The sequence below is a fragment of the Streptomyces sp. NPDC048254 genome (genome assembly GCF_043201895.1).
Classification (GTDB): Bacteria; Actinomycetota; Actinomycetes; order Streptomycetales; family Streptomycetaceae; genus Streptomyces.
In genome coordinates this window covers 808,584-830,154 of record NZ_JBICZJ010000002.1, presented here as the reverse complement: position 1 = coordinate 830,154, position 21,571 = coordinate 808,584, and the positions used below count along the sequence as shown (strand labels likewise).

Genomic DNA, 21,571 nt, shown 5'->3' with positions numbered 1-21,571 from the left:
ACGACCATGCGCCGCTACGGCAAGCACACCGACGAGGACGACATCCGTCAGCGCCCCAACCGCAAGGGCACCCGGCCCCGTACGCATATCCGCCCCGCGCACGAGGACGCGGCCGAGGGCATGGTCCTCACCGTCGACCGGGGCCGACTGACCTGCCTGGTCGAGGACCGTACGGTCCTGGCGATGAAGGCGCGCGAGCTGGGCCGCAAGGCGGCGGTGGTCGGTGACCGGGTGGCCCTGGTGGGAGACCTGTCCGGCAAGAAGGACTCCCTGGCCCGGATCGTGCGCATCGAGGACCGGACGTCCGTGCTCCGCCGTACCGCCGACGACGACGATCCGTTCGAGCGGGTGGTCGTCGCCAACGCCGACCAGCTGGCGATCGTCACGGCCCTGGCCGACCCGGAGCCCCGCCCGCGTCTCATCGACCGCTGCCTGGTCGCGGCCTTCGACGCCGGCCTCACCCCACTCCTGGTCATGACCAAGTCGGACCTGGCCCCGCCGGACAAGCTCCTGGAGCTGTACGGCGACCTGGACATCCCCTACGTGGTCACGAGCCGTGAGGAACTGGAGACGGGACACGCGGCCCGCGTCGTCCAGGACCATCTGGACGGCAAGATCACGGCGTTCGTCGGCCACTCGGGCGTCGGCAAGACGACGCTGGTGAACGCCCTGGTCCCCGAGGACCTCCGGCGGACGACGGGCCACGTGAACGCGGTGACCGGCCGGGGCCGCCACACCACGACCTCCGCCCTGGCCCTTCCCCTCACCGGCGAGGAAGGCTGGGTGATCGACACCCCGGGCGTCCGCTCCTTCGGGCTGGCGCACATCGACCCGTCCCGGGTGATCCTCGCCTTCCCCGACCTGGAGCCCGGCACGGTGAACTGTCCGCGCGCGTGCAGCCACGACGAGCCGGACTGCGCGCTGGACGCGTGGGTCGCCGAGGGCCACGCGGATCCGGCCCGTCTCTACTCGCTGCGCCGTCTCCTGTCGACACGCGAGCGAACGGAAGGCGACTGACCACCGCGTTGTTTGTCCTGACCCGAGTTCGGTAAGTGCATAATCGCACCGAGCTGGACTTACGGGAGGACGGCACATGGCGTGGCTGCTCGTGATCGTGGCCGGAATTCTGGAGACCGGCTTCGCCGTGTGCCTCAAGCTCTCCCACGGCTTCACCCGTCTATGGCCCACGATCGCGTTCGCGTCCTTCGCCCTGGGCAGCTTCGGCCTCCTGACCCTCTCCCTCAAGAAGCTGGACGTGGGCCCGGCGTACGCGGTGTGGACGGGCATCGGGGCGGCGGGCACGGCGATCTACGGCATGGTCTTCCTGGGCGACCTGGTGTCCACCCTGAAGATCATCTCCATCAGCCTGGTGATCGCGGGCGTGATCGGCCTCCAGCTCTCGGGCTCGACGCACTGAAGCGCGCCTCTTCGGGGCTTGTCACACGACCACCCGCACGCGCGGGAAATGACAGGCCACCCCGTCCCCGTCGAACACCGGCACCTCGTGAGCGCACCGTTTCCGCTCGTCCTGCGTCAGCTCCGCGTACAACGGGCACCGCCCCCGGAAACGGCATCCCTCGTATCTCCGGGTAGGACTCGGCGGATCCCCCGCCAGCAGAATCCGGGTCCGCCGCCGCTCCCGCTCCGGATCGGGCAACGGCACGGCCGACAGCAGGGCCTGCGTGTAGGGATGCCGGGGCCGGGCGAACACCTCGTCCACGGGCCCCGCCTCGACCGTCCGCCCGAGATAGACCACGGACACCCGGTCGGCGATGTTCCGGACCACGGACAGATCGTGCGAGACGAACAGATACGCCAGCCCCAGCTCCTCCTTCAACCGCTGGAGCAGGTCCAGCACCCCCGCCTGGACGGAGACGTCGAGCGCGGACACCGGCTCGTCCAGCACCAGCAGCTCCGGCTCGACGGACAGCGCGCGGGCGATACCGATCCGCTGCCGTTGTCCTCCGGAGAACTCGTGCGGGAACCGCTCCGCATGCGCCGGATCGAGTCCGACCTGCGCCAGCAGCTCGCGCACCCGTCGCCCGACGACGGCCTTGCCGGCCCCCTGCGTCCGCAGCGGCTCGGCGACGATGTCCCCGACCGGCATGCGCGGATCGAGCGATGCCATCGGGTCCTGGAAGACGATCTGCATCCGCCGCCGCAGCGCCTTGATCCCGGCCTTGTCCAGCTTCCCGGGTTCCTGCCCGAACAGCTCGACCGAGCCGCCTTCCGGCCTGCCCAGTTCGAGCAGTTCGAAGAGGGTCGTCGACTTCCCGGACCCCGACTCGCCGACCAGCGCGAGCGTCTCGCCCCGCCGCACGTCGAGATCGACGCCGTCCACGGCGTACACCGTGCCGACGCGGCGCCGGAAGGCGGTGCCCTTGAGGACGGGGAAGGTGCGGGTGAGCCCGCGTACTCTCAGCACCGGTTCCCCGCTGCCCGGCCGGGGCCGGCGCGTCGCGTCGAGTCGCGGGACCGCCGCGAGCAGCTCCCGCGTGTACGGCTCCCGTGGGCGCCCGAAGACGTCGTCCACCGGTCCCTGTTCGACCACCCGCCCGTCGCGCATCACGGCGACCCGGTCGGCCGTCCCGGCGACGACCCCGAGATCGTGGCTGACCAGCAGCACGGCGGCCCCGGTCTCCCGCTGGGCGGTCCGCAGCACGTCCAGGACCTGGGCCTGGATGGTGACGTCGAGAGCGGTGGTCGGTTCGTCGGCGAGGATCAGGGCGGGGTCGTCGGCCATCGCCATGGCGATCATCGCCCGCTGGCGCATGCCTCCGGAGAACTCGTGCGGAAAGGACCGCGCCCGCAGCGCGGGTTCGGGAATCCCGACGAGGTCGAGCAACTCGACGGCACGGGCGGCGGCCTTCTCCCGTGAGATGTCCTGATGGGCCCGTACGGCTTCGGCGATCTGGTCGCCGATCCGGTAGACGGGCGTGAACGCGGACAGCGGGTCCTGGAAGACCATCGAGACCCGGCCGCCCCGGATCCGGGTCAGCTCCCGTTCGGGGGCGCCGAGCAGCTCGGTCCCCTCCAGGCGCACGGAACCGCGCACGGCCGCGTTGCCGGGCAGCAGCCCGAGGACGGCCAAGGCGGTCGCGGACTTCCCGGACCCCGACTCCCCGACCAGACCGAGGACCTCGCCCCGGTCGAGGGCGAGATCGATCCCGCGCACCGCCGGCCGGCCGTCGAACCGGACTTCCAGACCGGCCACTTCGAGCAGCGGTCCCTTCGTCATCGTGTTTCCCCCGCGGAGGTCGGATCCAGCGCGTCCCGCAGCCCGTCGCCCACCAGGTTCACGGCCAGCACGAACACCACCAGCAGTCCGGCGGCGAAGAAGAACATCCACGGGTAGGTCACCGCCGCACCCGTCCCCGAGGCGATCAGGGTGCCCAGGGACACGTCGGGCGGCTGGACGCCGAAGCCGAAGTAGGACAGCGCGGTCTCGCTCATCACCGCGCCGCCGACCTGGATGGTCGCGTCGATGATGAGGAAGGAGGCGACGTTGGGCAGGACGTGCCGCCAGATGATCCGGAAGGGGCCGACGCCCATGAAGCGCGCGGCGCGCACGAACTCGCGCTCCTTCAGGGACAGGGTCATGGACCGCACCACCCTCGCGGTGATCATCCAGCCGAAGGCGGCGAGCAGTCCGACGAAGGCGAACCAGCCGCCGGAGCGCAGCCGGGGCGAGACGATCGCGATGATCAGGAAGGAGGGGAAGACCAGCAGCAGATCGACGAAGAACATCAGCAGCCGGTCGGTCCAGCCGCCGAAGTAGCCCGCGCAGGCCCCGACGAGCGAGGCGAGACCGGTGGCGAGCACGGCCACCAGCAATCCGATGACCAGGGACTTCTGGAGCCCGCGCACGGTCTGCGCGAACACGTCCTGCCCGATCCGGTTCGTCCCCCACCAGTGGTCGGCGCTCGGCGCGGCCCGCAGCGCGGTGTAGTCGATGTGGCTGTACGACCACGGGGTGACATACGGCCCGGCGAAGGCCAGCAGGAAGAGCAGCAGGAGGGCCACCGCGCCCGTGAGGGCGGTGCGGTTGCGCAGGAAGCGGCGCAGGACGACGGCGCCCCGGCCGGCCGGGGCCCGGTCCCGGCCGGCCTTTTCGGAACCCTCCGGTTCGAGGCCCTCCGGGGGCCTTTCGAGAGCGGTGCTCATGACCCCTGCCGGATACGCGGGTCGAGGGCGGCGTGCAGCAGGTCGGCGAGGAAGCCGGACAGGAGCACGGTGACGGCGGCGAAGACGTTGACGGCGACGACCGAGTTGACGTCGTTCTTGCCTATGGAGGCGACGAACCACTCGCCCATGCCGTGCCAGCCGAAGATGGTCTCGGTGAAGGTGGCACCGGTGAACAGGGCGAGGAAGCCGTAGGAGAAGTAGGTCGACATGGGGATCAGCGCGGTGCGCAGGCCGTGCTTGAGCAGCACCGTCCGCCGCCCCAGCCCCTTCGCCCGGGCGGTGCGCAGATAGTCGGAGCCGAGGACGTCGAGCATGGTGTTGCGCTGGTAGCGGCTGTAGCTCGCGATGGCGAAGAGGGCGATGGAGAGGGTGGGCAGGAGGAGATGCACCGACCGGTCGCGCAGGATCGCCCAGAAGCCGCCGGTCAGCCCGGGGCTCTTCTCCCCCGTGAACTGGATGAGATCGGTGCCGGTGCTCTGGTTGAACCAGATCGCCCCGGTCTTGAGCAGGATCGCCAGCAGGAACACGGGAGTCGACAGGAGCGCGAAGGACGCCACGGTGACCGCCCGGTCGCTGAACCGGTACTGCCGTACGGCCGTCCAGGCGCCGACGAGCACACCCGCGACCGTGCCGAGGACGGTGCCGGCGAGCAGCAGCCGCAGGCTGACGCCGATCCGACGGCCGAACTCGGCGTTGACGGAGGTGCCGTCGATGGTCTGCCCGAGGTCGCCGCGGACCGCGTGACCCGCCCAGCGCAGGAAGCGGGAGAGCAGCGGGTCGTGGTCGTTGACGCCGATCTCGGTGAGGTGGTGGTTCACCGAGGCCGTGGGAATCGGCGGCTGCCGCTCGGCGTAGTACGCGCGGGGGTCGAGCGCGAAGGACGCCAGCAGATAGGACAGGCAGACGGCGGCCAGCAGCAGTACGGCGTAGTAGCCGAGGCGTTTGGCCAGGTAGGCGGACACAGAAGAAATGGTGTAGTCCTCTTGTTGCCACATTATGAAGAGGGCATGTCAGATCTCTGGGAGGCCTCCCCCGATCGTCGTAGCGCGTTCTACGTTCGGCGCATCCAGTCCCGCCTTCCGTGAAGGACACCGACATGCGCCCGCCTCTGCGCTCCACCACCGCCGCCGCCTGGGTCGCCGCCACCGCGGCGACGGCGCTGCTGGTGACCGGCTGCGGCTCGTCGGACGACGGCAAACCCGTCGCCCAGAAGAGCGCGGCCCCGTCCGGCAGCCAGCAGATCAACGCCCACCCGCTGAGCGACATCAGGCAGGGCGGCACCCTCAAACTGGCGATCTCGCAGTGGATCGCGGACTTCAACCGCTACACCGCCAACGGCAACCAGGGCGACGCCGCCGACATCAACGAGCTGGTCGAACCCGATCTGTTCGACGCGGACGCGCAGGGCGACAGCCACGTCAACCCGGACTTCCTGATCTCCGCCGAGGTCACCTCCACCAGCCCGCAGACCGTCGTCTACAAGCTCAACCCGAAGGCCCGGTGGTCCGACGGGAAGCCGCTGGGCTGGCGTGACTTCAAGGCCGTCTGGCAGTCGCAGAACGGGAAGAACAACGCGTACGAGGCCGCCGACACCTCGGGCTACGAGCAGATCACCACGGTCCGGCAGGGCGCCGACGCACACCAGGTCGAGGTCGTCTTCGCCACCCCGTACGCCGACTGGCGGCGCCTGTTCGACCCGCTGCTGCCTGCCTCCGCGATCGACACACCCGACAAGTTCAACAAGGGCTGGACCGAGAAGATCCCGGTCACCGGCAACGCCTTCAAGATCTCCTCGTACGACAAGACGGCCCAGACGATCACGGCGGTGCCGGACCCCGACTGGTGGGGAACCAGGCCGAAACTGGACTCGATCGTCTTCCGCGCACTGGACTACACGGCCTGGACGGACGCCTACCTCAACAAGGAGATCGACTACGCCTCGGCCATCCTCCCCGAGGACTACAAGCGGCTGGACAAGGCGGCCGGCACCGACATCCGGGTCGGCGCCCGCTGGGACGAGGTGCACATCGAGATCAACGGCGCGCACGGGCCGCTCAAGGACGTCCGGGTCCGCCAGGCCCTCCAGCACGCCATCGACCGCAAGGCCATCGCCACCGCCTTCGGCAAGGACCTGCCGGTCGAGCTCAAGTCGTACGGCAGCCACTTCTTCATGCCCAACCAGGCCGGGTACCAGGACAACTCCGGCACCTACGCCACGTACGACCTGAAGAAGGCGGGCGAGTTGCTGGACGCGGCCGGCTGGAAGCTCCAGGGCGACAAGCGCGTCAAGGACGGCAAGCAGCTCACCCTCGGCTACACGCTCAGCGCGGGCTCCACGTCCGCGCAGGTCGACCAGTCGGAACTGGTCCAGGCGCAGCTGGCGCAGGCCGGCATCAAGGTCGACATCCAGAAGGTGCCGAGCGACGACTACTTCTCCAAGTACGTCACGATCGGCAACTTCGACCTGACCAGTTTCCGCTGGGTCGACCAGACCTTCCGCTCCCAGGCGTACCCGATCTACCGGCAGCCGTCGGGCAAGAACCTCTACCAGAACTACGGCTCGGTGAGCTCCCCGGAGATCGACGCGCTGCTGAAGAAGGCGGGCGAGACCACGGACACGGCCGCGGCGAACAAGCTGTACAACGAGGCCGACGCGAAGATCTGGGCGCTGGGCCACTCCATCCCGCTCTACCAGCGCCCGCAAGTGCTGGCCGTCCGCTCCGATCTGGCGAACTACGGCGCGAGCGGGCTGGCCGACGTGGACTACACGAAGGTGGGCTGGCTGAAGTGACGCGCTGATCAGGCGAGCTGCCGGTGGAGCGCCCCGCGGACCAGTTCCGCCACCCCGCCCTCCCCCGGCGGCGCGGCCACACACGACAACGCGAGCCGCACCATGAGTTCGCACGACCGGGCCAGCTCGCCGTTCCCCCGCACGGCTCCCGGTCCGGACAGCACCGCCACCGCCCGGTCCCGCACGATCTGCACGAAGTCCCCAGGAGAAGGCAGCGGCCCGTCCGCCCTCCGCTGCGCCGGTACCGCCGAAGAAGACGGCACCGCGGTCAGCGTCGGCGACGGCAGCCGCTCGCTCCAGCACCCCGTGAGCATCGCCCGTACCAGCACGTTCTCCCGAGCCGCCGCGGCCATCCACTCGGCCGTCGCCGTCAGGCGCTCCCGCATCTCGGTATGGCTGACCAGCGCCCGCTCCACCCCCGCGAGATACCCGTCGGCCTCCCGGCGGACCAGCGCCCTCGCCAGGCCTTCCTTGCTGCCGAACTCGTTGTACAGCGTCTGCCGGGACACCCCGGCCGCCGCGGCCACGTCGACCATCCGCACGGCGGCCCACGGGCGGCGGGCGAGCGCCGTGTACGCGGCGTCCAGCAGGGACTCCCGGGCTGCAGGCATCATCGCCTCCTGGGGCGAGCGGCTCTGCGCCCAGATTTGACGCGCACGATCCCACTGTCAAGGGTTCGCGAAGGCACCGGGGGGCGCCCTTCGGCCAACCCACGCGGGCGCGCCGAGGCCACCACCCGATCGCCGGATGATCACCCCCGCCCGTACCACCGTCCCGGGACATCCCCGGTATCCGCCCCGTGCCTCTGTAGCCCCGCCCCCACCCCGGCAGATAGCGTTCGTCACATGCCGGACTACCACGATGACCTGCGGCTCGCCCACGTGCTCGCTGACGCGGCCGACGCCGCCACCATGGCCCGCTTCAAGGCCCTCGACCTCAAGGTCGAGACCAAGCCGGACATGACCCCGGTGAGCGAGGCCGACAAGGCCGCCGAGGAGCTGATCCGCGGCCACCTGCAGCGCGCCCGCCCACGGGACGCGGTCCTCGGCGAGGAGTACGGCATCGAGGGCACCGGCCCGCGCCGCTGGGTGATCGACCCGATCGACGGCACCAAGAACTACGTACGCGGGGTCCCTGTCTGGGCGACCCTGATCTCCCTGATGGAGGCGGCCGAGGGCGGCTACCGGCCGGTCGTCGGCGTGGTCTCCGCACCGGCGCTGGGCCGCCGCTGGTGGGCGGCGCAGGGGCACGGCGCCTACACCGGCCGCAGCCTCACCTCGGCGACCCGCCTGCACGTCTCCAAGGTCTCGAAGCTGTCCGACGCCTCGTTCGCGTACTCCTCGCTGAGCGGCTGGGACGAGCGGGGACAGCTGAACGGCTTCCTGGACCTGAGCCGCGAAGTGTGGCGCACGCGCGCGTACGGCGACTTCTGGCCGTACATGATGGTCGCCGAGGGGTCGGTGGACATCTGCGCCGAGCCGGAGCTGTCCCTGTGGGACATGGCGGCCACCGCGATCGTCGTGACGGAGGCCGGCGGCACCTTCACCGGCCTGGACGGCCGCCCCGGCCCGCACAGCGGCAACGCGGCCGCGTCCAACGGCCTGCTCCACGACGAGCTGCTGTCGTACCTCACCCAGCGTTACTGAAACAGCCTTCTGAGGCAGAACAGGGCAGTTTCCTCCGGCACATATGAGCGCATGTGCCCTCAATTGGCTACGCACACCCCCTTGTTGACCCGGGCTTTACCTGCCACCCTGTGAGAACCCCCGCTTTGTGCGTTTGTGAATCACGGAACTAACTCCGCGGTTCCCTAGGAGGTGGCACCTTTCATGCTCGTCCGTGACGCCATGAGCACGGTGGTCCTCACCGTCGGCCCCGCCCACACACTCCGCCAGGCAGCCGCCCTGATGTCCGCGCGTCGCGTGGGCGCGGCGATCGTCCACGACCCGGACGCCGGCGGCATCGGCATCCTCACCGAACGCGACATCCTGAACTCCGTCGGCCTGGGCCAGAACCCGGACACGGAGCCCATCCACGCCCACACCACCAACGACGTCGTGTTCGCCACCCCGACCTGGACCCTGGAGGAGGCGGCCCGGGCGATGGCCCACGGCGGCTTCCGCCATCTGATCGTCCTCGACGGCGGCGAGCCGGCCGGCATCGTCTCGGTCCGCGACATCATCCGCTGCTGGGTCGGGGCCCGCACCCCGCAACCCGTCTAGCACCCCGGTCCGCACCGGCACGCCGAACGGGCCGGACCCCGACCTCCCGGGGATCCGGCCCGCCCGCCCACGACAAGCGGTCCAGTACTGGAGTGTCAGCCACGCAGGGCCTGGACCGCGACCTCCAGCCGCTTGCCGAAGTCCGCGTCGGCCCGACGGAAGTTGCCGATCGCGCGCTCGGCGATGTCCTCGCGCGACACCTTGGCGATGAAGCCCGCCAGGTTCCCGATCAGCCGTTCCTTCTCGTCCTCGGACACCAGGCGGTAGAGATCGCCCGCCTGCCCGAAGTCGTCGTCCTCGGCGTGCACCGGCGCCGAGGACTCGCCGGTCGCCCCGCCGACCGCTATGGCCTGCCACAGCGGACGGCCGGTCTGCGCCGGTCCGCCGAAGCTGTTCGGCTGCGCGCCTCGGTGGCGTGCGGGCGGTTGACCGGCAGGTGGTCGGCTTTGATGCCGACGCGGTAACGGTGCGCGTCGCCGTAGGCGAACAGGCGACCCTGGAGCATCTTGTCGGGCGACGGGCCGATGCCCGGCACGAAGTGCGCCCGCGAGAAAATCGACCGCGGGTAGTCCGCGTGCGGCCACACCTTGAGTTCGATCCCACATTGGAGTTAGTCCAAGTCGAGCCCAGCTCCAAAGTCACACTCGTTCGGAAAATGGTCGGCCTGCTGTTAGGCTGGTGAGCATGAGTGACCTTCTGGAACGGCTGCGTGGACGCGGATGGCGGATGACCGCGCAGCGACGCGTCGTGGCCGAGGTCCTCGACGGCGAACACGTCCACCTGACGGCCGACGAGGTCCACGCCAGGGCTGTCACCAAGCTGCCGGAGATCTCCCGGGCGACCGTCTACAACACCCTCGGCGAGCTGGTCTCGCTCGGTGAAGTGCTCGAGGTCTCGACGGACAAGCGCGCCAAGAGGTACGACCCGAACGCCCACCGCCCGCACCACCACCTGGTCTGCGCCCACTGCGGCTCGATCCGCGACGTCCACCCGACCGGCAACCCGCTGGCCGACCTCCCCGCCTCGGAGCGGTTCGGCTTCACGGTCTCCGACGTCGAGGTGACGTACCGCGGCCTGTGCCCGGACTGCGCGGCGGCCGCCTGACGAACGTCCCGAAGGGCCCCGGCACTCACGGTGAGTGCCGGGGCCTTCGTGTCGTATCTCTTCGCCGTACACGGGGTTCCCGAATCTGACGGTCCGTCATATGGTCTTGGGGTCCGCACTCTTGCGAGGAGATCCCGTGGGAGAGCCGTATCAGCCGCCTCCGGCGTATCCGAAGCTCCACGCCCATGCCCTGACCCGCACCTTCGGCCGGTCCCCCCACGCGGTCGACGCCCTCGGCCCGCTCGACCTGGCCGTCGCGCCGGGTGAGTTCGTCTGTCTGGTCGGGCCCTCGGGCTGCGGCAAGTCGACCCTGCTGCGGATCGCGGCCGGCCTGCTCCGCCCGAGCGCCGGCCGACTGGAGATCCGTACCGACAGTCCCCGCCCGGCCGCGATGATCTTCCAGGACTACGGTATCTACGACTGGAAGACGGTCCTGGCCAACGTCCGTTTCGGCCTCGACGTACAGCGCGTCCCGCGCCGCGCGGCGAACGCCCGGGCCGCGGACTGGCTGGCCCGGCTGGGGCTCGCGGACTTCGCCGACGCCTACCCCGCGACCCTGTCGGGCGGGATGCGCCAGCGGGTGGCGATCGCCCGCGCCCTCGCCGTCGAGCCCGAACTCCTCCTCATGGACGAGCCGTTCGCCGCCCTGGACGCGCAGCTGCGAGTGATCCTCCAGGACGAGCTCCTGGACCTCACCCAGGCCCTGCGCACCACCACCCTCTTCATCACCCACAGCCTGGAGGAGGCGCTGGTCCTCGGCGACCGGGTGCTGGTGATGTCCGCCCGCCCGGGCCGGATCATCGCCGAGCACCGCCCGCCGTTCCCGCGCCCGCGCACCGGCGGAATCCGCGACACCCCCGAGTTCACGGCGCTGAAGAGCGAACTGTGGGAGCTGCTGCGCAAGGAGGCGGTACCGGCATGACGACCCTCACACCGGGCCGCGAGACCCGTGTCCTGGTCCGCGCCCCCGGCCCCGCCGAACTCCGTCCCGCCCGCACCCACCGGCGCCGGCGCGCCCTGGAGCTGACCCTGGCGACCGCCGTCCCCGTTCTCCTGGTCCTCCTGTGGCAGCTGGCCGCCACCCAGGCCTGGATCGACGACCGCGTCTACCCGGCACCGTCCACGATCCTCTCCGACGGCTGGGACCGGGCGACGGCGGGCGACCTGTGGCCGGACGTCTGGGCGACCACCCGCCGGGTGCTCGCGGGCTACGCGGTGGGCACGGCGGCCGGCTATCTGCTGGGCCTGCTGATGGGCTCCCTCCCGCTGGTCAAGGCGGCCCTGGAGCCGCTCCTGGACGCCCTGTACGTGGTACCGAAGCTGGCCCTGCTCCCGGTCTTCCTGAACATGTTCGGCCTGGGCGAGGGCCCGCAGGTGGCCCTGGTGGCGGTCACGGTCTTCTTCTTCGTGTGGATCTCCACGATGTCGGCGGTGATCGCCGTCCCGTCCGGCCACCGTGACGCGGGCCGGGTCTTCGGCGCCTCGCCCTGGCAGATGTTCCGCCATGTCCTGCTGCCGGCCTCACTCCCGGCGGTCCTGGTCGGCGCGCGGATCGCCGCGGGAGTGGCCGTCCTGGTGATCGTCGCCTCCGAGCAGATCGCGGCCACGGACGGCCTCGGCCACCTCATCTTCGACTCGCGCGCGCTGTTCCAGAACGACGTGATGTTCGTGGGGATCGTCTGCGTCGCCGTCCTGGGCGTGGTCTTCTCCGAGCTGATTCGGCTCGCCGGCCGCCTGCTCACCCCGTGGGCGCCGCGGGACCGGGGACGGGGGCAGTCATGAGAGCGCATCGGTACGCGGTCGCGGCAGCGGCGCTGACCCTGCTGGCGACGGCCTGCTCGGCCAGGCACGCCGAGGACCGGGAGACGGCCACGGCACATCGCACGATCCGACCGGTGGCGGGCTGCGGCCAGGGATCCTGGACCGACCCGGCCGACCTCTCACCGACGAGGACCCCGGCCCGGTGCTCCCCCGGCAAGCCCGCGGCCCGCCCCCTGGCGAAACCCCGCAAGATCACCATCGCCACCGGCACCCTGAGCGCGGAGTACGTGGCACCTCTCGAAGTGGCCCTGGACAAGGGCGAGTTCAAAGCGGAGGGCCTGGACGTCACGCTGAAGGTGCTGCCCACGCCGGACGCGCTGCCCCTGCTGGCCAAGGGGGACATCGACGCGATGTGGGCGGCGCCCGAGGCGGCCGTGATGAACGGCGTCCGCGGCGGCTTCGACATCAAGTGGGTCGCGGGCAACTTCTCGCCCGACCCGGAGTCGCGGAGCGGCCTGTGGGTGCGCCTGAAGAACGGCGAGAGCGCGTCCGGCGTGGAGATGGCGGGGCGCACCCTGGGCACGATGATCGGCAAGGGCTCGGTGATCGCGTACCCCATGCAGAAGGCGCTGGCGAGCCATGGCGGCGGCCTGGACCGGATCCGCTACCAGCAACTGGGCTCGGCCGACGTCCTCACGGCCCTGCAGAACGGCGGCGTCGAATCGGCCTGGCTCCTGGACCCGGTGTGGCGCCAGGTCACCGGGAAGGCCGGCTACGCGTTCCTGGGCGGCCAGCCGCAGGGCGAGCCGCTGGGCGGGATGCTGTACGGCCGTACCCTCCTGGACGACGACGTCGACGCGGGAGTGGCGCTGCTCAGGGCCTACATCCGCACGGTCGACACGTACTTCGCCGGCGACTACAAGTCGGACGCGGACTTCGTCACGTACCTCGCGAAGCTGCTGAAGACCGACCCCGCGATCCTGCGCTCGACCCCGCCGCTGCGCATGGACTGGGAGATCCGCGCGGGCACGACGACGCGGCTGCAGTCGGCGTACCGGGCCCAGGGCGTCGAGTCCGGCGCCCCGCTCCCCGAGTCCCGGACGGTGGACCGGGCGCTCTACGAGGAGGCGGTGGGGCACGCCCCGTAGCCGTACCTGTCGCCGGGGAAAAACCGAGGGCCGGAATCCGTTTCTGGATTCCGGCCCTCAGCCTTCAGTAGCGGGGACAGGATTTGAACCTGCGACCTCTGGGTTATGAGCCCAGCGAGCTACCGAGCTGCTCCACCCCGCGTCGATGAACAGAACACTACGTGAGGGATGCGAGCAGAAGCAAATCCATTGCCGTCAGCCCACCTGAGCTGCGGAAATGCTCAGCTCAGGCCGACAGCTCCTCGCGCAGCGCGTCCCGGAGCCGGCCCGCCCGCCCGGTCACCTCGGCCGGTCCCAGCGCCACCGCCCGGTCGGCCCACCGCTGCCCCTCGGCCAGCTCGCCACGACGCGCGTAGACCAGGGCCAGCCGCAACGCCGCCCGCCCGTGCCCCGCGTCGGCGGCCCGCTGCCACCACACGGCGGCCTCGGGCTCGCTCCCCTCCCGGGCCAGCAGCAGCCCGAGGTTGAACGCGCCGTTCCGCGATCCGGCCTCGGCCGCGATGCGGTACCACCGCGCCGCCTCCACCACGTCCCCGCGCGCCGCGGCGAGCATCCCGACCCGCACCTGGGCGCGCCGGTGCCCCTGCGAGGCGGCGCGCTCGTACCACTCCTCGCACTCGGTCTTGGTGTGCAGCGAGGACTCGCCGAGCTCGTGCTCGGAGACCGCCGGGCGGCGGGCGTCGAGCACGGCGGCCAGCCGGTAGGCGGCCTCGGCGCTCCCGCCGCCCGCGGCGCACCGCAGATGCCGCTCGGCGGCGGCCTCGTCGCCCTCCCGCAGCCGGGCGATGCCGACCTGGAGCGCCGCCTCCGTGTGCCCGGCGGCGGCCGCCTGCTCGTAGCAGCGCAGCGCGACACGGTCCTCGCCGCGCCCGGCGTAGAGGATCCCGAGGTTGAACGCGGCGTCCACGCTGCCGGCCTCGGCGGCCTTGGAGAACCACGGTTCGGCGCCGGCCGTGTCGCCGCCCTGGAGCAGCAGGATGGCGAGCGCGTTCGCCGCCTCCCGGTGTCCCGCGTAGGCCGCCCGCCGGTACCACTGCTCGGCCTGCGCGGTCCGCCCCTGTTCGGCGCAGAGCAGCCCGAGGTTGTACGCCCCGTTGTCGTCGCCCGCGTCCATCGCCGCGCGGTACCAGCGCTCGGCGGTCTGGGTCTCGCCCCGCTCGGCGTGCAGCGCGCCGAGCGCGTTGGCGGCGTTGCCGTCGCCGTCCTGGGCGGCCCGCAGCCACCACACGGCGGCGCTCTCGGTGTCCCCGGCGTCGCGCAGCAGGAAGCCGAGCGCGCAGGCGGCCCGGGGCTCGCCGTCCTTGGCGGAGGTCAGATACCAGCGCCCGGCCTCCTTGAGCTCGCCGCGTCTCTCCAGGATCGCCCCGAGGTGCAGCGCGGCCCGCCGGTGGCCGCGGGCGGCGGCCTGCCGGTACCACTGCTCGGCCTCTTCGGTCTCCGCGGCCCCGGCGGCGGTCTCCGCGCCGACACCGTTGTCGGCCCCGGCCTCACCCTCGCCCGCCCTGCGGTCGAGCGCGCGCGCCAGCCGGTACGCCGCCTCCCGGTGCCCGCGTTCGGCGGCGGCCCGCATCCACTGGCCGGCGTTCGCGTCGCCGCGGTGCTCCAGCAGATCGGCCAGCGCGTAGGCGCCGAGCGCATGGCCCTGCTCGGCGGACTGGCGCAGCCAGTACTCGGCGGCGGGTTCGTCGCCGCGCTCACGGTGGTGCCGGCCCAGGGCGTGGGCAGCGGCCGCGGAGCCGGCCACGGCGGCGATCCGCCACCATCCGGCGGCCTCGTCGGGGTAGCCGCGCTGGTGCAGGAGAACGCCGAGGTTGTTGGCGGCGGCACGGTCACCGGCGGCGGTGGCGGCACGCAGCTGGGGTTCGGCCCCGTCGAGGTCGCCACGGCGCAGCAGCATGGCGCCGAGGACACTCATCGACTCGACGTCACCGGCTTCGGCGTGGAGCCGGCGTCGTGCCTCTTCAGCGGCCTCGGCGGCCTCGTCGCGGGTCGGCTCCTCGCCCGAAGGCTGCACAAATCGCCCTGTCTCGAACAGAGTTGCCTTGTCCCCCATAACGTCCATCGTCGCACCACCTGCAACCTGGGTACATCCGGTATACCGCAACCCGTGAGGTCACTTCAGCGTTTTGTCGACATGCCCACAGAACGACAAGTCAAACACATCTCTCCCAACTCCCCACAGCGGCACGGCGACCTCTCGCACCGGTACATGCGTTCGCCGCCCGTCCGGACACCACGAGCCGCTCGCCCGGGCGCCGTTGGCCGCCCGTCCGGACATCACGAAGGCCCGGATCCAAAAGGATCCGGGCCCTCGATTTCAGTAGCGGGGACAGGATTTGAACCTGCGACCTCTGGGTTATGAGCCCAGCGAGCTACCGAGCTGCTCCACCCCGCGCCGTTGTGTTCAAACCGTACCACGGCGCGGGGCGGACGCGATCATCCGCTCGGACTGGGGCTGCTGCTCGCACTGGCACCGGGGCTCGCACTGGCGCTGGGCTTCGGGCTGCTGCCGGACGACGTGCCGCCACCGGTCTTGTCGGCCTTGGACTGCGCCGCCTCGGCCCGGCTGAGCGCGTCCTGCAACTCGTCCTGGGCCTTGCCGTACGCCGTCCAGTCGCCCTTCTTCAGGGCCTCCTGTCCCGCGTCGAAGGCCTTCTGGGCGTCACTCAGAGCCTGTTGGACCGTCGGGTTGCCGGACGCCGGCGGGGTGGTCGTCCCGGTGTCGGAGGATCCCGTGTCCGAGGACCCGGTGTCCGAGCCGGTCGAGCCGAACACCTTGTTGAGCGCCTCGCCGAGGGTGTTCTCGAAGACGGTCTTGCCCTGGTAGGTGACCAACACCTTGCGCAGCAGTGGGTACTTGACCCCGGCACCGCGTACGTAGACGGGCTCCGCGTACAGCAGGCCCCCGTCCAGCGGCACGGTCAGCAGATTGCCGTACTCGACCTCGGAGTCGCCGCCCTTGAGGAGTTTGATGGCGGCGGCGATCTCCTGTTCGGAGTTGAACTTGCTCTGGACCTGTTTGGGTCCGTCGACGGTCGTACTGGTCGGCAGTTTCAGGATTCTGATCTTGCCGTAGTCCTTGGAACCGGCCTCGGAGTCGACCGACATGAACGCGCTGAGGTTGTCCCGGCCGTTCGGCGTGAAGGTCGTCGACAGCGAGAACTTCTGCGCGCTCTGGTCCGGCATCTTCATGCTCAGGTAGTACGGCGGCACCGCGTCGCCCGACTTGTTGCTCGGGTCGTCGGGCACCTGCCACACCTCGCTGCCGGTCAGGAACGTCTGGGCGTCCGTCACGTGGTAGCGGGTGAGCAGTTCGCGCTGCACCTTGAACAGGTCCTGCGGGTACCGGAGATGGTCCATCAGGTCCTGCGAGATGGCACTCTTGGGCTGCACCGTGCCCGGGAAGGCCTTCATCCAGGTCTTCAGCACCGGGTCCTCGGTGTCCCACTGGTAGAGCTTGACGTCGCCGGTGTACGCGTCGACGGTCGCCTTCACCGAGTTGCGGATGTAGTTGACCTGGTTCTGCTGGGCCACCACCGCACGGGAGTTGTTGGTCGCGGTCAGCGAGTCGGCGGTGGTGTCACCGAGGGTCGTACGGGAGGCGTAGGGATAGCCGTTCGACGTCGTGTAGGCGTCGACGATCCACTGGATACGGCCGTCCACGATCGCCGGGTACGCGTCGCCGTCGATGGTCAGCCAGGGGGCGACCGCCTCGACCCGCTCCTTGGGCGTGCGGTTGTAAAGGATCCGCGAGCCCTTGCCGATCGCGCCCGAGTACAGGATCTGCGGCTCGTTGAACGCCACCGCGTACGCGGCGCGGTTGATCGGGCTGGAGAGGCTGACCCCGCTCTTTCCCTGGTAGCTGGTGAGCTTCTCACCGTTGTCGTCGGAGTAGTCGATCTCCTTCTGGGGACCGCCGACGATCGAGTAGGTGTTGGTCTTCTCGCCGTAGTAGATCCGCTGCTGGTACGTCCCCAGGTCGCCCTGGGACGGCAGGTCGGACTCGGTGAAGACCGGCTGGCCCTGGTTGTCGGCCTCGGTGCCCTTCGCGGCGACCACGCCGTAGCCGTGGGTGTAGCGGAAGTGGTCGTTGATCCAGTTGTTCTTCGGGATGCCGGCGAGGTTCAGCTCGCGCAGACCGATGACGGTGTCCTGGACCTTGCCGTCCTTGGTGTAGCGGTCCACGTCCAGATTGGTCGGGAACGCGTAGTAGTTCCGCATCTGCTGGAGCTGCTGGAACGTCGGCGAGACGATGTTCGGGTCCATGATCCGGATGCTCGCCGTGGCGTCGACGTCGTCCCGGAGCTTGGTCTCGTCCGTGGTCGTGCTCTTGCCCGTGTACTCGGTGACCTGGGTGTCGTCGATGCCGTACGCCTCGCGGGTCGCCTTGAGGTTCTTCTGGACGTACGGGGCTTCCTTGGCCTGCTCGTTGGGCTGGACCTGGAACTTCTGGACGATCGCCGGATACAGGCCGCCGATGAGGATCGCCGACAGGACCATCAGGCCGAACCCGATGACGGGCAGCTGCCAGGTGCGCCGCCACAGGGTGGCGAAGAACAGCAGTGCGCAGATGACGGCGATACAGAACAGGATCGTCTTGGCCGGCAGATACGCGTTCGCGTCGACGTATCTGAGGCCGGTCCAGTTGCCGGTGGCCTTGAAGTCGCTGGACTTGACGGCCAGTCCGTAGCGGTCGAGCCAGTAGGCGACCGCCTTGAGGGCGACGAAGAAGCCGAGCAGCACCGAGAGGTGGCCGGTCGCGGCACCGGTGGCACGCGCGCCGGGGCTGGTGACGCGCAGCCCGCCGTAGAGGTAGTGGGTGAGCGCGGCCGCGATCAGGGAGAGGATCGCGGTGGCGAAGCCGAAGCCCAGCAGGAACCGGTACCAGGGCAGGTCGAAGGCGTAGAAGGAGACGTCGAGGTGGAACTGCGGGTCCTTCTGGTGGAAGGGCACGCCGTTGACCCACATCAGCCAGGTGCGCCACTGGCCGGCCGCGGAGGCGCCGGCGATCAGCCCGACCAGCGCGGTGACCGCGAACAGCAGCCACTTCTTGTACGGCGCGATGCCCATCCGGTAGCGGTCCAGGCTCTGCTGCTCCATGGACATGGCGCTCAGCGGCGGCCGCAGCCGGTGCGCCAGCCAGATGTTGAAGCCCACCGCGGCCGCCATCAGCAGCCCGAAGACGAAGAACAGCCCGATCTTCGTCCACAGGGTGGTGGTGAACACCGAGGAGTAGTGCACCGACCGGTACCAGAGCCAGTCCGTCCAGAAGCCCGCGAACATGGTGAACGCCATGCCGAGTACGGCAAGGACGCCCAGTGTCATGAGCAGGGTCCGGACGCGCCGGGACGGGCGGCCCGCTCTGATCCGCGGCCCCGTCGGGCCTCCGCCGCGGTCCGGCATCTGGAAAGCCAAGGTGCGCACCTCGAAGTTCGCTGTTTGATTCGCTGTTGATCCGCTTTTGTTGCGTCAGGCCCCCTTGTTCGCGGGCCGGACGTGGCCCCCCGTGATCGTGGGGCCACACCTATGCAACTTACTCACGACTTACTCGGTTCCCGATTCCGGCCATGAACGAGGCAGGATTGTGACCATGTCCAACACTCCCATGGCAGCGAACCCGCTCACCCGGGCCGTCCTCGAGATCGACGAGTACGCCTCCGGCCTCGGCTGGGACCAGCCCGCTCGCCTCTTCGCCCTCGTCGACACCGCACGGCTGCGCACCCAGGAACCGGCTCTCGCCGCCCAGCTCGGTCTGGAGGACGAGTCCGTGACCACCGGTCTCACCCCGATCGAGCAGGACGAAGTGCCAACGGCCAAGGCCCTGGATGAGTTCCTGGGCACCATCGCCTGGCCGGACGCGGTGGTCGGCTGCGCGCTCACGGTGGAGCGGCTGATGCTGCCGCCGTCCGCCGAGAACCAGGTCCCGGAGGGGCTGAGCGACGCCAAGCTGGCCAAGTGGGTGGCTCAGCACCCCGACCGCCAGGAGGTCCGGATGACGGTCGGCGTGCTGCGGGACGGCAGCCGCGACTCGGCGGTGCGGCTGCGCGAGAAGGACTCGCCGACGGAGGTCCTCACCGGCCCCGACCTGGTCCCGGGTCTGGCGGAGGCCCTGAAGGCGACGTTCGCGGACTGAGCCTCCCGCACACGGTCGTACGCGGTCGTGCACGGCCGGCACACGGCACCGGGGGCGCCCCTCGTCAGGAAGGGCGCCCCCGGGCTTTTCTGGTCGTCTGCCGGTCCTCAGCTCTTGGTGCTGCACTTCGGCAGGGCGCCGGTGTCCCCGGCGCGGATGTCCTTGAGGGCGCCGAGGGCGTCGTCGATCGTCTTGACCTTGACCAGGGTGAGACCGCTCGGGGTGTCCTCGGCGGCCTCGGCGCAGTTGTCGGCCGGGGTCAGGAAATACTGGGCTCCCTTGTCGCGCGCGCCGATGGTCTTCAGCGAGATGCCGCCGATCGGGCCGACCGTGCCGTCGTCGTCGATCGTGCCGGTGCCGGCGACGAACTTGCCGCCGGTGAGGTTGCCCGGGGTGAGCTTGTCGTAGATGCCGAGCGCGAACATGAGGCCGGCGCTCGGTCCGCCGACGTCGGCGAGCTTGATGTCGATGTCGAACGGGAACGTGTGATCGGTCCCGGCGGAGATCCCGACGATGGCGCGCTTCTCGCCGCTGTCGCTGGAGGCGGTCGTCTTCAGGGTGACCTTCTCGGTCTTGGTGGCCGTCTTGTCCGCCTTCACGGCGGCCGCCTGCTCCTTGGCCGGTACGACCGTGAAGACGACGTCCTCGCCGGGCTTGTGCTTGGTCACCAGCGTGGCGACGTCGGTCGGCTGCTTGACCGCCGTACCGTCGACGGCCTTGATCACGTCACCGGCGTGCAGCTTGCCCTCGGACGGCGAGCCCTTGAGGACCGTCGAGACGATGACCCAGGACTTCACCGGGACGTCCAGTTCCTTCAGGGCGGCGACCTTCGCGCTCTCCTGGGACTCGCTGAACTCCTCGGCGTTCTCCTGGGTGGACTGCTGTTCGGTCTTGCCGTCCGGGTAGAGCGTGTCGTGCGGCACGACCTTGTTGTCGTGCGAGAGCCATCCGTAGACGGCCTCCACGAGGTTCATCTTGTAGTCGGCGCTGGTGACCCGGACGGTCGTCATGTTCAGGTGCCCGGAGGTCGCGTAGGTCTTGTGACCGGAGATCTGCAGCACCGGCTCGCCGCCGTGGTCCCCGAGCGTGTTCACGGTCGGGCCGGGGGACATCTCCGAGTACGGCACGTTGATGAGCACTCCGGCGCACAGGAGCGCGATCAGCATCAGGGTGGAGGCGAGCATCGTCGCGGTGCGGCGTGGCATGCGAAGACAGTACGGGACGTGTCTGTCAGCGCACCGTCAGGGCCACCCCTCAGACATGTCTCAGCTGCCCGAGTGGGACCTCTCCATGGCCTCGCGGAACCGCGCGTATCCGTCGAGTTCGGGCCCGTCGCTCCGGGCTCTCCTGGTCCGGTTGGCCCAGCTGCCCCACAGCCCGGCAGCGACCGCGGCCACAAGCGGAATCAGCAACCAGACAAGCGCCCCCATGCCGACCTCCCAACCCCATGACCGTCCGCGACTGACTGATCAGCAGATTAATCATCCGCACTGACAACGCTCACGCGGGGGGTACGGTTACGCAACCGGAAGCCGGACAGGCGTTCTTCAGCAGGCTCCGACCCATTCCTCCGTCCCATCCGAGAACTTCTGGTGCTTCCAGATGGGCACCTCGTGCTTGATGTCGTCGATCAGCTTCCGACAGGCTTCAAAGGCGTCCCCGCGATGTGGACACGACACGCCGACGACCACCGCGAGATCACCCACCCGCAGCTCCCCCACCCGGTGCACCGCCGCCAGCGCCCGCACCGGATACTCGGCGACGACCTTCTCGGCGATCCGTCGCATCTCGCTCTCGGCACTGGGATGACACGAATAGCCGAGCGCGTCCACGTCGGCGCCGCCGTCGTGGTTCCGCACGGTCCCCACGAACAGCGCGATGCCACCGGCCGCGTCGTCCCCCACGGCCGCGAAGACCTCGTCCACGGAGAGCGCGCCCTCCCGGATCCCGATCAGCTTGACGGGATCTTCGGCACCCAGTTCACCGGGATGATCGTTCACAGCAGCCATACCCCCATCGTGCCGCACGCCCGGGACCATACGGAATACACCCAACGCCCGGCACACGCGCGTGCGCGTTTGGAGACTCCTACTACTCCCGGCTAGCGGTCACCGATTCCGGCACGCGACCATCGATTCCGGCCGGCGGTGGCCGGCTCCAGGTCGTGATCGCCGGCTCCGGCTCGCAGGCCGCCGCTTCCGGCCCGCGACGCCGCCTCCGAGTCATG

The 21,571-nt window shown here is 70.1% G+C and carries 19 protein-coding genes, 2 tRNA genes and 1 pseudogene; 10 read left to right on the top strand and 12 right to left on the bottom strand.

Annotated elements, in window-relative coordinates; translation table 11 throughout:
• Positions 1-6 precede the first annotated feature (6 nt).
• Entirely contained in the window at positions 7-1,017 is a 1,011-nt protein-coding gene (rsgA, locus tag ACGFZQ_RS09105) for a ribosome small subunit-dependent GTPase A (RefSeq protein ID WP_393839760.1), read from the top strand.
• Positions 1,018-1,093: 76 nt separating this feature from the next.
• Positions 1,094-1,417, top strand: a complete 324-nt coding sequence (locus ACGFZQ_RS09100) for a multidrug efflux SMR transporter (protein WP_351745403.1) — start codon at positions 1,094-1,096, stop codon at positions 1,415-1,417.
• Positions 1,418-1,438: 21 nt separating this feature from the next.
• On the opposite strand, the gene ACGFZQ_RS09095 is transcribed toward ACGFZQ_RS09100, so the two are convergent.
• Genes ACGFZQ_RS09095 through ACGFZQ_RS09085 form a run of 3 tightly spaced genes read right to left on the bottom strand, consistent with a single transcriptional unit; the run spans position 1,439 to position 5,147 of the window.
• Positions 1,439-3,238: a dipeptide ABC transporter ATP-binding protein gene (locus ACGFZQ_RS09095; protein WP_393839759.1), complete on the bottom strand. Its 1,800-nt coding sequence runs from the start codon at positions 3,236-3,238 to the stop codon at positions 1,439-1,441.
• Positions 3,235-4,164, bottom strand: a complete 930-nt coding sequence (locus tag ACGFZQ_RS09090) for an ABC transporter permease (RefSeq protein WP_393839758.1) — start codon at positions 4,162-4,164, stop codon at positions 3,235-3,237. Before ACGFZQ_RS09090 ends, ACGFZQ_RS09095 begins: the two co-directional genes overlap by 4 nt.
• Positions 4,161-5,147: an ABC transporter permease gene (locus ACGFZQ_RS09085; protein WP_351745411.1), complete on the bottom strand. Its 987-nt coding sequence runs from the start codon at positions 5,145-5,147 to the stop codon at positions 4,161-4,163. The genes ACGFZQ_RS09090 and ACGFZQ_RS09085 overlap by 4 nt, the downstream gene beginning before the upstream one ends.
• A 134-nt stretch (positions 5,148-5,281) precedes the next feature.
• On the opposite strand from ACGFZQ_RS09085, the gene ACGFZQ_RS09080 reads away from it, so the two are divergent.
• A complete protein-coding gene (locus tag ACGFZQ_RS09080) occupies positions 5,282-6,976 on the top strand; it encodes an ABC transporter family substrate-binding protein (protein ID WP_393839757.1) in 1,695 nt (564 codons plus the stop codon).
• Between the two features lie 8 nt (positions 6,977-6,984).
• Here the strand turns inward: ACGFZQ_RS09080 and ACGFZQ_RS09075 are convergent, their stop codons facing one another.
• Positions 6,985-7,587 carry a helix-turn-helix domain-containing protein gene (locus ACGFZQ_RS09075; RefSeq protein ID WP_351745684.1) on the bottom strand — a complete coding sequence of 201 codons (603 nt, stop codon included), beginning with the start codon at positions 7,585-7,587 and terminating at the stop codon, positions 6,985-6,987.
• Positions 7,588-7,821: 234 nt separating this feature from the next.
• Here ACGFZQ_RS09075 and hisN point away from each other — a divergent pair, with 234 nt between their 5' ends.
• Positions 7,822-8,622: a histidinol-phosphatase gene (hisN, locus tag ACGFZQ_RS09070; protein ID WP_351745417.1), complete on the top strand. Its 801-nt coding sequence runs from the start codon at positions 7,822-7,824 to the stop codon at positions 8,620-8,622.
• A 183-nt stretch (positions 8,623-8,805) separates the two neighbouring features.
• Complete coding sequence (locus ACGFZQ_RS09065; protein WP_351745420.1) at positions 8,806-9,198, top strand: CBS domain-containing protein; 393 nt, start codon at positions 8,806-8,808, stop codon at positions 9,196-9,198.
• A 95-nt stretch (positions 9,199-9,293) separates the two neighbouring features.
• Here the strand turns inward: ACGFZQ_RS09065 and ACGFZQ_RS09060 are convergent.
• Positions 9,294-9,787, bottom strand: a pseudogene (locus ACGFZQ_RS09060) (catalase-related domain-containing protein); the annotation flags it as partial.
• Between the two features lie 95 nt (positions 9,788-9,882).
• Here ACGFZQ_RS09060 and ACGFZQ_RS09055 point away from each other — a divergent pair.
• The 4 genes from ACGFZQ_RS09055 to ACGFZQ_RS09040 all read left to right on the top strand — a co-directional run bounded on the left by ACGFZQ_RS09055 (position 9,883) and on the right by ACGFZQ_RS09040 (position 13,211).
• Positions 9,883-10,302, top strand: a complete 420-nt coding sequence (locus ACGFZQ_RS09055) for a Fur family transcriptional regulator (protein ID WP_351745423.1) — start codon at positions 9,883-9,885, stop codon at positions 10,300-10,302.
• Between the two features lie 100 nt (positions 10,303-10,402).
• The gene (locus ACGFZQ_RS09050) at positions 10,403-11,224 is read left to right on the top strand and encodes an ABC transporter ATP-binding protein (protein WP_382527648.1); all 822 of its coding nucleotides are present in this window, start codon (positions 10,403-10,405) and stop codon (positions 11,222-11,224) included.
• Complete coding sequence (locus ACGFZQ_RS09045) at positions 11,221-12,084, top strand: ABC transporter permease (protein WP_351745429.1); 864 nt, start codon at positions 11,221-11,223, stop codon at positions 12,082-12,084. Before ACGFZQ_RS09050 ends, ACGFZQ_RS09045 begins: the two co-directional genes overlap by 4 nt.
• Positions 12,081-13,211, top strand: coding sequence for an ABC transporter substrate-binding protein (locus ACGFZQ_RS09040; protein WP_393839756.1), 1,131 nt, complete (start codon positions 12,081-12,083; stop codon positions 13,209-13,211). Before ACGFZQ_RS09045 ends, ACGFZQ_RS09040 begins: the two co-directional genes overlap by 4 nt.
• Positions 13,212-13,279: 68 nt before the next feature.
• On the opposite strand, the gene ACGFZQ_RS09035 is transcribed toward ACGFZQ_RS09040, so the two are convergent.
• The 4 genes from ACGFZQ_RS09035 to ACGFZQ_RS09020 form a co-directional block, all read right to left on the bottom strand.
• A tRNA-Met gene (locus tag ACGFZQ_RS09035) sits at positions 13,280-13,353 on the bottom strand.
• 84 nt (positions 13,354-13,437) lie between these two features.
• Positions 13,438-15,273 carry a sel1 repeat family protein gene (locus ACGFZQ_RS09030; RefSeq protein WP_393839755.1) on the bottom strand — a complete coding sequence of 612 codons (1,836 nt, stop codon included), beginning with the start codon at positions 15,271-15,273 and terminating at the stop codon, positions 13,438-13,440.
• Positions 15,274-15,532: 259 nt separating this feature from the next.
• Positions 15,533-15,606, bottom strand: a tRNA-Met gene (locus ACGFZQ_RS09025).
• 41 nt (positions 15,607-15,647) lie between these two features.
• A complete protein-coding gene (locus ACGFZQ_RS09020; protein WP_393839883.1) occupies positions 15,648-18,614 on the bottom strand; it encodes a UPF0182 family protein in 2,967 nt (988 codons plus the stop codon).
• A 181-nt stretch (positions 18,615-18,795) separates the two neighbouring features.
• Here ACGFZQ_RS09020 and ACGFZQ_RS09015 point away from each other — a divergent pair, with 181 nt between their 5' ends.
• Complete coding sequence (locus ACGFZQ_RS09015) at positions 18,796-19,344, top strand: PPA1309 family protein (RefSeq protein WP_393839754.1); 549 nt, start codon at positions 18,796-18,798, stop codon at positions 19,342-19,344.
• Positions 19,345-19,451: 107 nt separating this feature from the next.
• On the opposite strand, the gene ACGFZQ_RS09010 is transcribed toward ACGFZQ_RS09015, so the two are convergent.
• The 3 genes from ACGFZQ_RS09010 to ACGFZQ_RS09000 all read right to left on the bottom strand — a co-directional run bounded on the left by ACGFZQ_RS09010 (position 19,452) and on the right by ACGFZQ_RS09000 (position 21,353).
• Positions 19,452-20,549, bottom strand: a complete 1,098-nt coding sequence (locus tag ACGFZQ_RS09010; protein WP_351745441.1) for a PDZ domain-containing protein — start codon at positions 20,547-20,549, stop codon at positions 19,452-19,454.
• 60 nt (positions 20,550-20,609) lie between these two features.
• Positions 20,610-20,774: a hypothetical protein gene (locus ACGFZQ_RS09005; RefSeq protein ID WP_351745444.1), complete on the bottom strand. Its 165-nt coding sequence runs from the start codon at positions 20,772-20,774 to the stop codon at positions 20,610-20,612.
• 117 nt (positions 20,775-20,891) lie between these two features.
• Complete coding sequence (locus ACGFZQ_RS09000) at positions 20,892-21,353, bottom strand: molybdenum cofactor biosynthesis protein MoaE (RefSeq protein ID WP_382527666.1); 462 nt, start codon at positions 21,351-21,353, stop codon at positions 20,892-20,894.
• Positions 21,354-21,571: the final 218 nt, after the last annotated feature.

Coding starts and splice junctions, on each gene's coding strand:
- rsgA (WP_393839760.1), top strand. CDS start 7: ATGCGCCGCTACGGCAAGCACACCGACGAGGACGACATCCGTCAGCGC.
- ACGFZQ_RS09100 (WP_351745403.1), top strand. CDS start 1,094: ATGGCGTGGCTGCTCGTGATCGTGGCCGGAATTCTGGAGACCGGCTTC.
- ACGFZQ_RS09095 (WP_393839759.1), bottom strand. CDS start 3,238: ATGACGAAGGGACCGCTGCTCGAAGTGGCCGGTCTGGAAGTCCGGTTC.
- ACGFZQ_RS09090 (WP_393839758.1), bottom strand. CDS start 4,164: ATGAGCACCGCTCTCGAAAGGCCCCCGGAGGGCCTCGAACCGGAGGGT.
- ACGFZQ_RS09080 (WP_393839757.1), top strand. CDS start 5,282: ATGCGCCCGCCTCTGCGCTCCACCACCGCCGCCGCCTGGGTCGCCGCC.
- ACGFZQ_RS09075 (WP_351745684.1), bottom strand. CDS start 7,587: ATGCCTGCAGCCCGGGAGTCCCTGCTGGACGCCGCGTACACGGCGCTC.
- hisN (WP_351745417.1), top strand. CDS start 7,822: ATGCCGGACTACCACGATGACCTGCGGCTCGCCCACGTGCTCGCTGAC.
- ACGFZQ_RS09065 (WP_351745420.1), top strand. CDS start 8,806: ATGCTCGTCCGTGACGCCATGAGCACGGTGGTCCTCACCGTCGGCCCC.
- ACGFZQ_RS09055 (WP_351745423.1), top strand. CDS start 9,883: ATGAGTGACCTTCTGGAACGGCTGCGTGGACGCGGATGGCGGATGACC.
- ACGFZQ_RS09050 (WP_382527648.1), top strand. CDS start 10,403: ATGGTCTTGGGGTCCGCACTCTTGCGAGGAGATCCCGTGGGAGAGCCG.
- ACGFZQ_RS09045 (WP_351745429.1), top strand. CDS start 11,221: ATGACGACCCTCACACCGGGCCGCGAGACCCGTGTCCTGGTCCGCGCC.
- ACGFZQ_RS09040 (WP_393839756.1), top strand. CDS start 12,081: ATGAGAGCGCATCGGTACGCGGTCGCGGCAGCGGCGCTGACCCTGCTG.
- ACGFZQ_RS09030 (WP_393839755.1), bottom strand. CDS start 15,273: ATGGACGTTATGGGGGACAAGGCAACTCTGTTCGAGACAGGGCGATTT.
- ACGFZQ_RS09020 (WP_393839883.1), bottom strand. CDS start 18,614: ATGCCGGACCGCGGCGGAGGCCCGACGGGGCCGCGGATCAGAGCGGGC.
- ACGFZQ_RS09010 (WP_351745441.1), bottom strand. CDS start 20,549: ATGCCACGCCGCACCGCGACGATGCTCGCCTCCACCCTGATGCTGATC.
- ACGFZQ_RS09005 (WP_351745444.1), bottom strand. CDS start 20,774: ATGGGGGCGCTTGTCTGGTTGCTGATTCCGCTTGTGGCCGCGGTCGCT.
- ACGFZQ_RS09000 (WP_382527666.1), bottom strand. CDS start 21,353: ATGGCTGCTGTGAACGATCATCCCGGTGAACTGGGTGCCGAAGATCCC.